Below are 15,991 nucleotides of genomic sequence, written 5' to 3' on the forward strand. Positions count from 1 at the left end.
ACCAGATTAAATACTATAGGTGATAGCACTTTTATTTTATAAATGAAAAGCGCTAAGATAACTGCACAATTAAAAAGTTATTGGTGTCTGTTGTTATGGCTTTTTGGTAAGTTTTTAAGGGGAAAATACCACCACCACTATTGACAGTCTTGAGACACCTCTCTAGACATCATATAATTGGAAATAACACTAGCGATCAATTCTCTTCCATGGTTGTTCCAATGATGGTCATAAATCAAGGTAACAGGTTTTTTGGAGCTTTCAAAAGTTGGGGCGAAATCCAGATATTTAATATTGTTTTCATCGCAATATTCCAAAAATGATTCACTGGTTTTTCTGGAGTCTAAAAGAATAGTGGTTTTACACTTATCAAAACCATATAGCGATACAAGGCTTTTGAAATTTTCCAAGTATTCTTTTTCTTTTCGTTCTGGAATTTCAATTTTATTGGTTTCGTAACCTTGCTCGGTATCCTGAAATGCTTTTCCTGTGATCAAATTCTTTATTGGATCCACGATTCCAATTTTTGAACCATACGCCAAAAGTTTAATATTGTCCCTGATTTTGAACACAGTGGATCTTAGCATGGCTATTCTTTGTTTGTTGGGTTCGTAAACACCTCTGTTTAAATCACTTTCATAATTCAGATAAATAATGATTTCATCAATAAGCTCAAATTGGTCTTGATAGGCGTTGATTAAATGCATTTGGTTAGCCAAATCATAACCGGCATACCCATATTCATATACTTCAACAGTATCCAATGCTATTTCTATTTTTTTACCAGTGGATTCATCGTAATCCTGATGAAAACCTTCTATAAAAGAATCTCCGATCAATGCTATTTCAAAATCTTCCTTTGTCGGTGTATACTCCCTGTATGAATTAAAGCCAGAACTGTTAATGTTGAATTCTGAAAAATTTTGGTTTCGGTTTCCGGTCACGGCATAACCATTGTGTCCGGGCACACGTTTTTCCACACCATACTCATCTATAAATCTTGGTGGGTCTTCGGTATATAAATGAAGTGCTCTTACCAATAGTTCAAGAGCGATCAGGATAAGAACCGTATAAAGGGCTGTTTTTATCAAGAACTTTTTCATAGCACTAGAATTGGAAATAAATAAATGAACGGTTTACCCCATCATCGTAGAATAACAACATGGCCAGGACAACTACCGTGTATAGGAAAAACCTAACGATTTTCGATTTGAATTTAAAGGGTTCTCGCTCGTGTCTTCTTATCAAATATTCGTAAATAATAAACAATGCCAATAAAATATAAAAATCGAGCATTCTATATCCCATCGGGTGTACATAAGCCTCATAGGTAAAGTTAGAGGCAATCTGATTGATATATTGGAACGAGTCTGTGAGAGATGGGGACCTGAAGAAAATCCGGGAAAAGGTGACCAGCACAAAGGTTAAAAGCACCTGTAAGATTTCGACAGGAGTGGGGAGAAGGGTTTTTTCACCTACCACGTTATCCGCATACATTCTATTACGCCCCATTAAAAATACGGGAATATAGAATAATGCGTGTAAACCGCCCCAAAAAATAAAAGTCCAGTTGGCACCATGCCAAAACCCACTTACTAAAAATATAACCGCGATATTTCTGACTGCCCTGAGCTGACTAACCCGGGAACCGCCCATGGGAATATATAAATAGTGTCTAAACCAGGTAGATAGGGATATATGCCATCTTTGCCAATATTCTGCTACATTCCTGGAAAAGTTCGGAAACTTAAAATTGGACATGAGCTCAACACCGAAAAGTTTTGCCGTACCAATAGCTATGTCGGAGTAACCGCTGAAATCCCCATATACTTGGAAACTAAATAAACAAACACCAAGTATTAGCGTTGAGGCCGGATAGGTGTGGTAATTAGCGAAAATATCATCAACAATGGGCGCCAGTGCATCAGCTATAACCAACTTTTTAAAGAAACCCCATAAAATGAGCTTTAAACCGCTCGAAGCTTGATCGTAGCTAAAGGTTCGTTTATTGGTGATCTGGGACAATAGGTTGGAAGCCCTTTCAATAGGCCCTGCGACCAATTGCGGAAAAAATGAAACAAAGGCCGTAAAGGCAATAAAATTTTGGGTAGGTTTTAACTTTTTATAGTAAATGTCAAAAGAATAGGACATCGTCTGAAAAGTATAAAAGGAAATACCTACTGGAAGAATAATCCTCAAGGTCCAAGTACTTTTAATATCATAACCAAAAGCATGGAACATATCTATAAAGGAGTCAACAAAGAAGTTACTGTACTTGAAAAAGCCCAGCATTCCTATATTAAAGGCCATACTTACCCAAAGCCAGTATCTTGCTTTTTTCTTTTCATCAAGATGTTGGTAAATTTTTTGGCCAACAAAAAAGTCGACCAACGTGCTAAGAAATATCAAGAGCAAAAAACGCCAGTCCCACCAACCATAAAAAAGGTAGCTCGCAAAAATTATAAAAACGTTCTGAATCTTGGTATTGTTTTTAAAAACAAACCAATAAAGCAGAAAAACAATAGGAAGAAATATTAGAAATTCAATAGAATTGAACAACATGGGGTCAATCGTTTGGTGTATAAACTATTTTCTTGGTCATTTTATTTCCCGTTATGATGTAGTTTTTTTCATCATCCATGGAGTAAACGGAAATATTGGACAGTTTGGTTTGGCTTAAAAAAAGAAAATCGTAGATAATAGACCTCGGTATTTCACTATCCGATAGTGGTATAGGGGGCTTATTTTTATAGTCATTATGCTCAAATTTTACATCTACAAGGGCATATTGCGATTCAATATCCTGATATTTTTTGTTTGAGAAGAAGCTTTTGAATCTCCGATAATAAATATTTACATTTTTGGAAATAAGGTAGGCCATAATCTCGGTTTTATAACCGTAAAACATAACTTGTAAATTCGCTATTGGCGAACCTTTGGGAAAGATAAACTCGTGCCTGAAATTATAAATATTGTTGCTCCACCATTTTTTATAAGCCAGATCTCCCCACCCCATTTCAAAAAGCTCATAGCCATTTTCCAGGCACCATTCCAAACGTTTGTATATACCTATTTGGCCTAAACTAAATTTTGAGTAATCAATATTATAGGATGTAACGTACCCAAAGAGGATTTTGTCATAATGATAGTTCAATGAGATACTTACGGGCTCTGTATCGTTATAACCTACAAAAAGAGAGGCTTTTCGGTTATTGATCAGGTCAAAGGATGTGCTGTGGATTTTATCCCATAATGCTATACTTTCACTGGTTTCGCCCCGCTGCTCAAATCTTTTGAGTATCATGCTTTTTAAGGTGTCCATCAAAAAACTATAGTGCTCCATCGAAATTTCGCCATGATACATTTTGTATTTCATGTCAAAACAAGAGTCCAATCTTTTAAGTGACCTTGACAATGATTTACGCTGACTTCGCCTTAAGGACGGAAGAAAGTCTTTCATTGTTGAACATTCTCCCAACCAAACCGAATAACCTTTCACGGATTTGAATGAACGGACCCTAAAATCTACAGCATTACTCGGAGTGAGTCGAACATATTCGGGTATATAGCTTACAGAATAAATATGTTTTTTAGAAAGAGGAAAAGAAGGCTTTTGATTTGAAGTTGTTTTTAGGGGGATACTCCCTTTGGTTTGGTTAACATTATAAACAGCATCTGTATATAGTGTAGAGAGCATATCATCCTGTTTATGGATGTCCAGAAGGAAAGTGGTGTTTTCTTTTTTATGAATGATCATGCTGTCTTAGGTTGAAATTTACATAAATATATATACCAAAAATTGGAACAAAAACGCTACTTGTCAAAATTGACCCTAACCAAACTTTCGTTGTCCGTACCTTTTATTAAATAAAGGGAACCCCTATCTCTCAATTGATATACTTTTATGTTCTTTTCATTTTCTGGGAACAGGTATAGAAACTCATAGCATATTTTATTGAACCACGTACTTTCCGGTAATGCCATATCCAGTGGTATAAGATCTTCTTCAGTATAGTTCTGCAATGTTTCTTCAAAACTGTACTGGAGGTTATTGGATTCTTTATTTCTTATTGCAAAGGTTAACTTATGTAACTTTTCATTGATCTTTTTCTCTCTTAGGTACTGCTTAAAAGTGAAATAAAGCTTAAGCGTATATGCTGTGACTTGAGCCTTCCAGGACTTTTTATCGAACCATATATGATAGTGGAAATCAAACCTTTTGTTGGACCAACGCAATTTATAATCAAAGTGCCCCTTGGAAAAGTCGAGTGTTTTCCATCCATTTTTTAAACACCAATCAACCAAGTACATAATTTTTATACTCCCAAGATGGAACTTTGCGTAGTCGGTATCAAAAACCGTTATGGCATCAAAAACCCTGTTATCCGACAAATATGATAAGGTAATGCTTATGGGTTCCTCATTTTTATACAGAACAAGCAAGGATGCTTTGTTTTCCAAGATCATTGGGTAGGCAACATCTTTATAGAAATCCCATTCGTCAGTATTCAGGTTGTTATTGCTGATCTGTTTTTCTTCAAATCGTTTTTCTAGGAGTTTTCTAAAGTTAACAAATATGGTGTCATATTCTTCTCTTGAAATTTCTCCTTTGTAAGCCTTGAACGAAATATCAAAACATTCCTCCAATCTTTTTTTGTATTTGCGCAGCTTGTACCGGCTACTTTTTTTAAAGGTTTTGGAGAGAAAATCATCCAAGGAAGTATATGGTTCCAGATCAATTAAATAACCGGGGTATTGCCGTACGGCATAATGGCCAAGCCCATAATTATTGAGCTTTGTTTGGTGTGAATCAAAATCTATGACATCATAGATCAAAAAGCAGTTTCCTTTTTCTTCGCGTGACGCTTCTCCTAGTTCCAAGTTGGTTCCTTTGGTCAGATTTTTTCCGGTATTGATATAAAGCCCGGGAACCCTGGATTTGTAAAAGGATAGGTTTTTGGCAAAAGGAAAAGTATGTTTTTTCCTTCCCGATAAAAAATGTTTGCCCCAATAGTCAACAAATGTAGCTGAGGAAAATGGATTGTCCTTGATCATTTTGTATTGATGGCTAGTGGTTGGCTACATCGATAAAGTGGAAAAAAGTCAGAATTTTGTTGGGTATGGAACTCCTGGGTCAGTTTATTGTAAATCTCTGGATTTACAATTAATTTCCAAACATAAAAATCCGACATGTCTTTGGAGAATGACGACTTGAAGTGCAGTAAGGAGTCGTTTGCGCTCGATAGGCCTCCTCCCAAATTAAAATGTGAGAGCCCCATTTTGGAAGCTTTTATTCGCATTTCGTCAATCAAAAGCTTGGTGGGCATTAAAGGGAGGTACTCTGTTTTGGTACCGGACAAATGATAATGAACGATCGAATTTTTATAGATGAACATGCTGGCACCCATTACTTCACGGGTTTCGTTATGAACGGCCAAAAGGGTTTCGGTATGGAAACTATTACTTTTAGCTATAACCCTAAAATATTCTTCATCAAAGTAATACATCGGTTTTGCATTGACCCGATCCATGTTCTCATGATAGATATCTATAAATTCCTGTAGTTCTTGATCATTTTCAGCTTTAATAACCCTACAATGTCTTCTAGCCTTATTGAGTTGTCCTTTAAGTCTTTTCCCAAATTCCTGACGTTGTTGGTCAATGGGCTTTTTTAGATCAATGGAAACGACCTGGCCCTTATTGTTTATTTCCCCTATACTTTCAAGAATCCGATGCTGAATTGGAATAAATGGGTTAAGCCTGGAAAAAACAGAAACTATATTGTTTGATGAAAAATACTGAAGTAATTCACTTTTAAAATGAGCACTGTCAAAGTTATTCGATATGTTTTTACATAGTGGTCCAGGATACCCATAAACAGAAGTGGCATCGTCAAAGGATGTATTGGGAATATTACGTATTAAAAGAGGGAGACCGATACTTACGTTGTTGTGGGTGTATTTTAAAAGTATAGGTTTGCCATCCTCTTTCGCAATCATGTGATAATCGAAAGTGTGGTAAAGATCGGATTCATCAAAGCTTGAGATAAAATCGTCCCAATACTTTTTTTCTTCAATAACTTCAATCATTTACTCAAGAGAATAGTTTAAAAACAAAATTGACTGCTGTCAAATTACACCTATTATATAACAACCATTATAACATCTTATTTTCTATTAATTGACAATAGAAAATCAACTGATCGCATCATTTAATTTTAAATAGAAGAAACCAACAGGTTCAGCTTCAGCCCAAGTAAAATTAAATTTTGTTATTGAATTCAGATGCAAGGGTTATTATTTAAATTAAACTGGTTTTGGTCCAACCAATTCCGCCAGTTTTGGATTTATTGTCAAGCCTTTATTTTCTTTAGATACTTTAGTTTTTTCAAAATCATGCTAAAATCAAAACAAAATTATCGGTTGCTCTAAACTGAGCAAATAAAACGGTTTTGTTACCTGTTTAATAGACAAAGAACAATCTTTTGTAAAGGGGTCCAATAAGCTAATTGTGTTTGTGTTTGAAATCCGATGGTGAAAAATCATTGATACACGATTCCATCAACTTGAGTTGGAAATCAATTACATGAATACTTGTTACGACCAATTAAAAATCAAATAAATTGAACTGAAAAAACACTTCACCATAACGGGTTAATTAAATCGGTTTATAACTATATGGCTAAGAGTCTTAGCTTGTCTTATCTGGCTATATACCCACCATCTACCGGAATTACGCTTCCAGTAATGTAATCACTTGCCGATGATGATAGAAGGACTGCCAAGCCTTTCAAATCTTCTCCGGTGCCCCATCTTTTCATTGGAACCCTATTGAATACTTCCTCCGTTCTTTTCTTGTCATTGATTAAAGCGGTATTCAATTGTGTGTCCATATAACCAGGTGCGATGGCATTTACACAAATACCTTTGGCGGACCAATCATTGGACAATGCCTTTGTCAATTGTGCTACTCCACCTTTTGATGCGGCATAGGCAGGTATGGTAATGCCTCCCAAAAAGCTTATGATCGAGGCAATATTTATTATTTTTCCACCTCCATTTTTTAGCATGGTATTTCCTGCGTGCTTGCAATAATAAAAGGTGGCATCCAAATTTATTGAAATAACCTTTCTCCACTCTTCATCTGGAAATTCTTCACTGGGATACCTCCTCTGAATTCCTGCGGAATTTATCAAAATATCTACGGTACCGCCCAAAATGTCCAAGGCAACTTCATAGGATTTTTTGATTTCCGATACCTTGCTTACATCCGCTTTGATCGGACTAACATTTAAACCACTGTTTTTAAAATCTTCGCAAATGCCAAATACCCTATCATCAAGATCGATTACAACGGTTTGGGCCCCCGCTTGGGATATGGCTTCTACCATGGCTTTTCCTAAATCACCAGCTCCTCCAGTAACAATGGCCTTTTTGCCCTTTAAACTAAACTTTTCTAAAATATTTTGTTCCATTTTTTAATTTATATGAATGAAAAGGTCTATTAAAAATTAAAACGGGTCGTCTAAAAAATATAATCTTCAGTATTCCATGGCTTTAGCCATTCAATCACCATATCATCACCATTGGCATCGGTAATTTTCAAGGTGTTTTTAATGTCTTCTATAGTTTTATTTATGTCATCAATCGAATCGGTATCGGTATATATTCTGAAAAGGACTTGCCTTTCTGTACCGACCCACTCATCCTTTACCGTGTCCCCGACCTTAAATCGCTCTACTACGAAATTTACATTCTCATGGGATTTTACATCATCCAAGCCTTCAATTGAATCAATTTTTCCAGCTTTTAAAAGTACCCAAACCGAACATGCGGACTTGCCTCTCATCATGTAATCATTTTTTTTGGCAAAATCATCCTCACCGAACACTCCTGTCAAGGCGTAGTTTATCAGCATTTTTCTATGGTCAAATCCATTGATGTGCTCTAGGTGAATGTGTGGGGCTTCCCCCTGTAACCTAAACCCGGGATCATAACTGTAAAACTCATTGTTCTCCACAAAGAACTGAACATTTATCACCCCTGTTTGTACACCGGTACTTTTGAACAATTCTGATAATTTAGGATGAACTTTTTCCACAAAAGCTTTGGTATATTTAGAAGGATATACCGTGCCTAGGGCTATCGGACTGGAGTCACCTTGCTTTCTTGTCAAGGTTCTGTCAAATGTTGCAGAAAGATATGGTATGCCATCTTTAAAGGTATAGTAGGCCGACATATCATCACAATGCTCATCCATATATTTTTCGACAAGAACTACTCCTTTTTTGGAAAACTTCAATGCTTTTTCCACAGTACTGTTGTAGTCATCTTCATCAAAACATATTTTCATGCCGACACCACCTCCGCTATCAACAGGTTTTACCATTAAAGGGAGTTCCAGACCTTTTGGTTTTCTAATACTGTCGTTTTTGGTTAAATAAATTCCAGGGATATCTTGTACGCCGTGTTCTGCACAATATTTTTTATAACCATCTTTGCTACAAAAAGCTTCCACGGCTTTCTCGGTCGCATAGCAAGGAAATCCTAATTTATTACAGATTTCCCTGTAGGGTTTTACCAATATATCGGCGACTCCGACCAGAACGCCATCTACTTCTTCTTTTTTGGCAAGATTGACAATGGCATCAACATCAAAGCCATCAATATCAAAAGATTCTGTAGCATTTTTCTTTGCTGGGGCATCAGGGTTTGGGTCAACAACAATAGTGTGGATTCCCATGGATACTGCGATGTCCACAAGAACACCTGTTTCTGGGTTGCCACCCAATATAATCAGTTTTTTGGCCATAATATTCATTTATATTATTTCAGTTCTTTTGGAGGAAATATTTAAATTTCTCGAAAAATCGTTGTTAAAGCCTAAGCTGTTCAATAGGTTGATTATTTCCTTTTCATCATGACCAATTTGTACGATTTTATGTGTGTCTATCCCTATAAGTTCCAAGTTTGATTTTATTTGGTCATAATAGGTGGGATTGGTCGTGGCAATAATCAAATGATCAAATTCATTATTGTCAATTGCACCTATGGGTTGCACTGAATTTCCATCGATTGTCATATCGTGATAATCGACGTCTATCCAACGGACAATTTGAAAATATTTAAGCTTGGCGTTAGTACTTAAAATATGTTGTCCAAAGGAACCGGAACTATAAACAACAATTCTTGAGTTTTTAGAAGTATTTAAAAAGGGGTTGAAAATAGTATCATCGTATACTTCATTTGAAATCAAACCTCCCGAGCGAACCAAAATAAGGGAGTAGAGATAAGATGTTAGTTGGGACTTTAAATTTTCTTCACTCAAATAAGGTGCGAGTTTTCTCCTTAAGAACACCAGCAGATGGCTCAATCGAGTGTATTCCATCTCAGGGTTTTCGATGGATTTTACAATTGAATCCGGCCTTTGACGGTAATAGTATACGGGGATATCGCAAATGGTAATGTGGTTGCATAAGGTAAGATAGGTGTAGGTAATGGCAGCATCTTCACCCATAATGATGTCATTGGGAATATCGAGCACATATTGGAGCAATAACTCTCTTTTAAAGAGTTTGTTCCAAACATAAGTGGATATATTGTGCTCACAAAACCGATCGTTGCAAATGGCACTGGGTAGGACCAAAGAGCTGATTTCAGATGCGTTATAATTTCCTGTAAAGGATGGTTTAATGGTTTCTATTTTGCCATCAAATTCTCTATAATGCCCAGTTACGACCAAATCTGAATTGTTGGCTACGGCCATTTTATAAAGCGTATCCAAATAAAAAATGTCCACCCAGTCATCCCCATCCACGTAGGCAACATACTTACCTTTTGCTTTTTCCAAACCAGCTTTTCTGGCACTCAATAAACCGTGGTTTTCTTTATGTATTACAACAATCCTATTGTCGATGGATGCATACCTGTCACATATTTCGGGGCAATTGTCCGGACTACCATTGTCAACCAATATCAACTCAAAATCAGTGAAGGATTGAGCCAATAGGCTATCGATGCATTTTGGTAAATACGGTTCTATATTGTGAATAGGGACTATTACACTGATTTCAACTTCTTTCATTTTTATATTTTCTTGTTCAAATTAACGTAAAATAGGCCTCCGCCAAAAATGTCATCAGGGTCATCCGATTTAGCTGTAGTTACAAAAAGGTTGCCCAAATCATCTAAACAGCAAGAGCTCACATTTGTACAGGGTAGTTTTATTCGGTTTATCATTTTTCCATTTTCTGGATTCCACTTGGAAACCTGGCCACCGCCCCATTCGGCAATCCATAACATGCCATCTTGGTCCATGCACATACCATCGGGACTACCATTTCCATTGAATTGTATGATATAAGAATCAAATGTGGCATTCCCATTTGCTGGGTCATAATTATATTTTGCCACTTTTTTCGTTGGTGTATCGATAAAGTAAAGGGTTGTACCATCTTTAGAAAAGGCCAATCCATTGGAGATAGTGGTATTTTCGATGAGAACCTTATAACTTCCATTATAATGGGAAAATACCTTTCCAATATTCTCCTGTACCTCGGGATATCCCATTGTGCCTACAATATATCTTCCATTAGGGTCTATGGTGCCATCATTGTAACGAACAAAATCCGGAATCTCCATCTGAAAGGAAAAGTGGCTTTCACCAGTTTTGAAATCTATCTCATAAAACCCGTTTTTGGAGGCGGCCAATACTTTTTTTTCTTCTAGAATAAAGACACACCCAACAGGGGATTCCAATTTAACGCTTATTATTTCTTTGGTTGTAATGTCCAAGCAATAGACCATCCCATCCAAAATCGAGACGAAATAAAGGAAATTGTATGTGGAATCATACACTGGTCCCTCTAGGAGTTTGGAGTCGTTATAGAATATCAATGTATGATCCATGTCTATTAAATAAAGTGTCCTCCTGTGATTCTGATTATTGACCCAGTTGTCATGATGGAATCATTTGAAATGAGGTGCATGACGGCCGCAACTGGCTCGGTTGGATTTAAAATACGGCCCATCGGAACAACTTTAGAGGCCATATCCTTTAATTTTGCTTCATCCGTTCCTTCTTTGGTTCTTAATTCTAGTTCTCCCTCGGTATTGGTCCAACCCATGACCACATAATTGGATCGAATCTTATATTTGGCGTAATGGTGGGCAATATGGTTTGAAAGCGTATATAGACTCGACTTTGTAAGGGCATATGCAGCTCGGTCTTCGTGTCCGTAATCCATATGGGGCGAACCAAAGAAAACAATAGATCCAGAGTGGTTTTCCTTCATGTGCCTTAAAACATGCTTCAATAAAAAATAGGGGGCTTTAAGGTTAACATTGAATACACTATCGAATTGTTCGTCAGTGGTATCCAAAATAGTAGCAATGGGGGATATGCCTGCGTATATTATAAGTGCATCAATTTTATTGAACCTTTTTATAGTTTCTTTATAGTAACTCTCAAGTCCATTCATGTTGGTTAAATCCAGCGTGTGGTAATAAAGGTTCTTACCCCCGTTTAATTCATCCACTATTTTTTGACCGTGCTCCTTACTTCGACCACAAAATGCGACTTGATACCCTTTTTTATGGCAAGATTTTAAAATTTCCAGTCCGACTCCTTTGGCCCCACCAAGAATCATAACGGTGTACATCGTAAATTATATTTTAAGATTGGTATTTAAGTAACATAATCGGATTTCATATTTCCATCTGTTGTTGACACATCATTGAGATTTTACAAGAATTAGGTAAAATAACGAAGACTGGTTAACATTATTGATTCAAACTTCACTTGAGTAGGTCCATTTTAAAATGGAAATTTAAAGAGAAAAGTAACGGAATTATTAAAATTTAGTTCAAAGCTAAGTTTTTGACGTTAATCGAAGTAATATAATAATTGGAATTCCCCAATGCTTTCCTTTGATTTGGAAAGAATAAATGAGAAATATGGATGGGTTCTCCAATCACGGAGAACAGGTCTATTTTGATTACGATATCTGTGGATACAAAAAGGATCAGGAACTATTTTAAACAAGTAAAAACGAACGTATTAGCGGCTCGATTCATCCTATTCTTTTATTTCAGTTGGATTTATTAAGGAATCCACTATTTTGGAATACTCCTCATCCAGTGAGTCATTTTTATAGATATATTTTTTTGAATTTCCCTTGTTCCGATAACTTTTCTCTTGTGGTTTTACTTCTTCACCTATCATTGGTCCTAATTTATTGGTAAACTCTTCCAATTCATTGATCCACACATAGGTTACGTTTTTCAGTAATTTTGTTTTTTTCGTGTTTTCGAGGTATGAATCAATTAAATTCTCGGCAATTTTCGCTTGCTCTTCTTCCCCTAGATTATAAAAGTTCGAGAGGTCTACACCAAGCAGCTTTTTCAAAATAAGTTCATCGGTCCAATTATAGGAAGGATTGATTTCGGCTTTGATTTCATGAAGCATATAATTGATAAAAGAAGTAACCCATGCACTTGGTTTCCTTAAAATACATATGTAATTCAAATTCTTGGCTATTGGATTTTTTGCCAGTTGCTCTAGCTGATAAAATAAAAATCCGGATGCTTCAATTTTTACATTCAGATAATTTAATCTTCGAACAAAATGCTTGTCAAAATCAGCTGTAAGTTTTCTATAGGAAACATATTGATAGGGTTCATGTTTGGAAATCTCTTTTCTGAACCTGGAAGTTATATAGGAAGTACCAGTTTTGTACGAAGAAATCACATATATGGTGGAATTATCCTTAATTTGATTTTTGCTCTGGAACATCCATGAACTACTGATAAAAAAAGATTGAATATTTAATGAAATCTTATAGAATGGCGAGTGGATTAGTATTTGTTTTAATTTTTTTAACATTTCAATTTGACGTTAGGGTTAGGCTGTTTAACGCTTAAAAAAAAGGGTTTATTATCGTACCCTCGATTTCATTATTGTGACAACGGCATTTACATTATGAGGTCCTTTCTTTTTTGTAAACATATCAATAAATTTTTACTTCCAAATCTCTACTTTGTTGTTTTGTGAAGACATTGAAAAACAACTTGGAGTCTTGAATATCAGATTTTTATATGATGCTTGATTAATGGTTTTTTTCAAATTGAAAACAACTTCTGAAAAATTTTCAATTCTTGATTCGAATATTTTGTTAATTAATGCGTTTATCTTTGGTGTAAACTCAATATATTATGAAAGTTGTTTTATTGGCAGGAGGTTTTGGCACAAGACTTAGCGAAGAAACCCAAAATATACCTAAACCAATGGTACCCATAGGAAACAAGCCAATCCTATGGCATATCATGAAGATTTATTCTACCTATGGATATAATGATTTCATTATTTTATTAGGATACAAGGGATACGTCATCAAAGAATATTTTTCAAATTATTTTCTGCATCAATGTGATGTGAAGATAGATATTCAGAACAATAGCACGGAGATAATCAACAATGAAGCAGAACCTTGGAAAGTTACCCTTGTAGACACGGGATTGCACACGATGACCGGAGGCCGACTCAAAAGAATAGAAAATCTTATAGGAGACGAAAGGTTTATGCTGACCTATGGTGATGGTGTAGGCAATGTTGATATAGACAAATTGGTTCATAGCCATGAGCACCATGGAAAAGCAATTACAATGACCGCCGTTCAGCCGGAAGGTAGATTTGGTTCCCTAAAATTTATCGGGGATGAGCAGGTTGCCTCTTTTCAGGAAAAACCAAAAGGTGATGGATCATGGATCAATGGAGGCTATTTCGTATGTGAGCCTAAGGTTTTCCAATATTTAAATGATGGTGATTCAACTATATTTGAAAGAGACCCGCTAGAAAATATGGCTAAAGATGGCGAGTTGTTTTCTTACAAGCATTATGGGTTCTGGAAACCTATGGACACCCTTAGGGACAATAAAGTACTTAATGAAATGTGGGAGCAAGGCAAAGCTGATTGGAAAATATGGAAATAGATAGATTGTTCGGCGGAGTCTATAAGGGAAGAAGGTGCTTGGTAACCGGTGATAGCGGTTTTAAAGGGTCTTGGTTAGTTGCATGGCTTGCTCAAATGGGTGCGGAAGTGGTAGGATATGCCCTGCCTCCGAACACCCCGACAAACCATAAAACACTTTTGAAAACCGAATACAAGTCGATAGAAGGTAATATTTTAGATTTGGATGCACTGAAATCCATATTTGAGGAGTTTCAACCTGAAATTGTTTTCCATCTAGCGGCCCAATCCCTTGTTAAATATTCCTATGAAAACCCGATTGAAACGTATCAAACCAATGTAATAGGTACATTGAACGTATTTGAGGTATCCAGACAGACAGAATCCGTAAAGGCCATTGTAAACGTAACCAGTGATAAGTGCTACGAAAATAGAGAATGGATATGGGGATACAGGGAAAATGATCCCATGGGAGGTCATGACCCGTACAGTTCCTCCAAAGGATGTGCAGAATTATTGACCCAGTCTTATCGGAAATCTTTTTTTAATGGAACTACCGGGCAAACTTTGTTGGCAAGTGGTAGAGCCGGTAATGTTATTGGAGGAGGAGATTGGTCTAAAGATAGATTGATCCCCGACCTTATCAAAGCTGCGGCCAATGAAGGAGAAACCGAAATAAGAAACCCTTTGGCGACAAGACCATGGCAACATGTATTGGATCCACTTTCCGGTTATCTTATGTTGGGATGGAAGTTGCTCATTGGAGAAAAAGAATTTGCCGATGGTTGGAATTTTGGTCCCGACCTTTCGAGCAATCTATCGGTCCAAGAGATTACAGATGAAGCCAAATCGTTTTGGTCAAAAATTAAATATGCTGTAAGCACCAATAAAGAAAATCATCACGAAGCAAATCTCTTGATGCTGGATTGCTCCAAGTCCAATAAATTGCTGAAATGGACACCGGTCTGGGATAGGTCCGAAACAATTCGAAAAACCATTTTGTGGTATAAAGACTTTTATGAAAAAGGAATGGTGAATACCAAAGAAGATATTGCCCAATATGTTCAAGATGCAATAAATAAAAAGAAAGAGTGGACCCTTTGATGAATTTTAAAGGAGAAAGAATACTAGTAACCGGCGGAGTTGGGTATTTGGGAAGCAACCTCATATCCCAATTGATCCAAAATGGCTGTGATGAGGTGCATTCTATTGATTTGAATCGCCCTGCGGAACAAAATCCATATATTACCTTTCATCAAGCAAATCTCTTGGATTTTTCCTCCCTTTCCAATGTCGTTAAAGAAATCAAACCTACTTTAGTTTATCATCTAGCGGCAAATTTGAACCGTTCCAGGGATTTTTCCATTGTTCAACAGTTGATGGATGTAAACTTTACAGGAACGGCAAATATTTTAAACGCATTAGAGGATGTACCCTATAAAAATTTTGTTTATACCAGTACCAGTGAGGTTTATGGGGGCACAGCGGTAACTCCTCCATTTAAGGAAATAGGTGATTTTGTTCCGGCATCGCCCTACTCATTGTCCAAGTATTGTGGGGAAATGGCACTAAAAACATTTTCTGAATTAAAGGAAAAAAAATATACGATACTTCGCATGTTCAATTTTTTGGGATCGAATATGCCTACTAACTTTTTTCCTTCACAATTAAAGGAAAAGCTAGACCGAAATGAGAATTTCTCCATGACCTTAGGTGAGCAAGTTCGGGATTATCTGTATTTGAGTGATGTAATTGAGGCTCTATTGTTGGCAGGACTTACAGAAAATACCAATCAAGTCTATAATGTTTGTTCAGGTGAGGGGGTTTCCATCCGAGAAATGGCTGAAAAAGCCAAAACAAAGATGAAAAGTGAATCAGCCATAGAATTTGGTGCCTTGCCTTATCGTGACAATGAAGTTTGGAACATGGTGGGGGATAATTCTAAAATTCAACAATATTTAGGCTGGCGTCAAAAAACCTCGATTTGGAAATATTTTGAGGAATAGGAGATTTGTCTTTAGAACT

General features: G+C 36.5%; 15 protein-coding genes. 4 read left to right on the forward strand and 11 right to left on the reverse strand.

The genetic code is table 11. The features are described from left to right. Window positions 1–137 precede the first annotated feature (137 nt). Together J0654_RS02570 and J0654_RS02575 are read right to left on the reverse strand one after the other, a co-directional pair. Entirely contained in the window at window positions 138–1,103 is a 966-nt protein-coding gene (locus J0654_RS02570) for a hypothetical protein (protein WP_207026203.1), read from the reverse strand. Window positions 1,104–1,107: 4 nt separating this feature from the next. After that, the gene (locus J0654_RS02575; RefSeq protein WP_313783103.1) at window positions 1,108–2,151 is read right to left on the reverse strand and encodes an MBOAT family O-acyltransferase; all 1,044 of its coding nucleotides are present in this window, start codon (window positions 2,149–2,151) and stop codon (window positions 1,108–1,110) included. 81 nt (window positions 2,152–2,232) lie between these two features. Between J0654_RS02575 and J0654_RS18385 the strand changes: the two genes are divergently transcribed. After that, entirely contained in the window at window positions 2,233–2,538 is a 306-nt protein-coding gene (locus tag J0654_RS18385; protein WP_313783105.1) for a hypothetical protein, read from the forward strand. A 28-nt stretch (window positions 2,539–2,566) separates the two neighbouring features. Here J0654_RS18385 and J0654_RS02580 read toward each other — a convergent pair whose 3' ends face one another. The 9 genes from J0654_RS02580 to J0654_RS02620 form a co-directional block, all read right to left on the reverse strand. Continuing rightward, window positions 2,567–3,757: a GNAT family N-acetyltransferase gene (locus J0654_RS02580; RefSeq protein WP_207026205.1), complete on the reverse strand. Its 1,191-nt coding sequence runs from the start codon at window positions 3,755–3,757 to the stop codon at window positions 2,567–2,569. Between the two features lie 56 nt (window positions 3,758–3,813). Then, window positions 3,814–5,055 (reverse strand): GNAT family N-acetyltransferase, encoded by a 1,242-nt coding sequence (locus J0654_RS02585; protein WP_207026206.1) that lies wholly within the window; start codon window positions 5,053–5,055, stop codon window positions 3,814–3,816. Then, a complete protein-coding gene (locus J0654_RS02590) occupies window positions 5,052–6,089 on the reverse strand; it encodes a peptidoglycan bridge formation glycyltransferase FemA/FemB family protein (RefSeq protein ID WP_207026207.1) in 1,038 nt (345 codons plus the stop codon). Before J0654_RS02590 ends, J0654_RS02585 begins: the two co-directional genes overlap by 4 nt. Window positions 6,090–6,700: 611 nt before the next feature. Further along, window positions 6,701–7,474, reverse strand: a complete 774-nt coding sequence (locus tag J0654_RS02595; RefSeq protein ID WP_207026208.1) for an SDR family oxidoreductase — start codon at window positions 7,472–7,474, stop codon at window positions 6,701–6,703. Between the two features lie 50 nt (window positions 7,475–7,524). Beyond that, on the reverse strand, window positions 7,525–8,811 hold the full coding sequence (locus tag J0654_RS02600) for an ATP-grasp domain-containing protein (RefSeq protein ID WP_207026209.1): 1,287 nt from the start codon (window positions 8,809–8,811) through the stop codon (window positions 7,525–7,527). A 9-nt stretch (window positions 8,812–8,820) separates the two neighbouring features. Beyond that, window positions 8,821–10,083: a glycosyltransferase family 2 protein gene (locus J0654_RS02605; protein ID WP_207026210.1), complete on the reverse strand. Its 1,263-nt coding sequence runs from the start codon at window positions 10,081–10,083 to the stop codon at window positions 8,821–8,823. Window positions 10,084–10,085: 2 nt separating this feature from the next. Further along, on the reverse strand, window positions 10,086–10,907 hold the full coding sequence (locus J0654_RS02610) for an SMP-30/gluconolactonase/LRE family protein (protein WP_207026211.1): 822 nt from the start codon (window positions 10,905–10,907) through the stop codon (window positions 10,086–10,088). A gap of 5 nt (window positions 10,908–10,912) precedes the next feature. Next, window positions 10,913–11,659 carry an SDR family NAD(P)-dependent oxidoreductase gene (locus tag J0654_RS02615; protein ID WP_207026212.1) on the reverse strand — a complete coding sequence of 249 codons (747 nt, stop codon included), beginning with the start codon at window positions 11,657–11,659 and terminating at the stop codon, window positions 10,913–10,915. 416 nt (window positions 11,660–12,075) lie between these two features. Beyond that, entirely contained in the window at window positions 12,076–12,792 is a 717-nt protein-coding gene (locus J0654_RS02620; RefSeq protein ID WP_207026213.1) for a hypothetical protein, read from the reverse strand. Between the two features lie 419 nt (window positions 12,793–13,211). Here J0654_RS02620 and rfbF point away from each other — a divergent pair, with 419 nt between their 5' ends. Genes rfbF through J0654_RS02635 form a run of 3 tightly spaced genes read left to right on the forward strand, consistent with a single transcriptional unit; the run spans window position 13,212 to window position 15,972 of the window. Continuing rightward, on the forward strand, window positions 13,212–13,988 hold the full coding sequence (gene rfbF, locus J0654_RS02625; protein WP_207026214.1) for a glucose-1-phosphate cytidylyltransferase: 777 nt from the start codon (window positions 13,212–13,214) through the stop codon (window positions 13,986–13,988). Next, complete coding sequence (gene rfbG, locus J0654_RS02630) at window positions 13,979–15,070, forward strand: CDP-glucose 4,6-dehydratase (RefSeq protein ID WP_207026215.1); 1,092 nt, start codon at window positions 13,979–13,981, stop codon at window positions 15,068–15,070. The genes rfbF and rfbG overlap by 10 nt, the downstream gene beginning before the upstream one ends. Then, window positions 15,070–15,972, forward strand: a complete 903-nt coding sequence (locus J0654_RS02635; RefSeq protein WP_207026216.1) for an NAD-dependent epimerase/dehydratase family protein — start codon at window positions 15,070–15,072, stop codon at window positions 15,970–15,972. The genes rfbG and J0654_RS02635 overlap by 1 nt, the downstream gene beginning before the upstream one ends. Window positions 15,973–15,991 lie beyond the last annotated feature (19 nt).

Origin of the sequence: Flagellimonas profundi (assembly GCF_017313275.1) — a bacterium.
In the GTDB taxonomy this organism is placed as follows: Bacteria; Bacteroidota; Bacteroidia; order Flavobacteriales; family Flavobacteriaceae; genus Flagellimonas; species Flagellimonas profundi.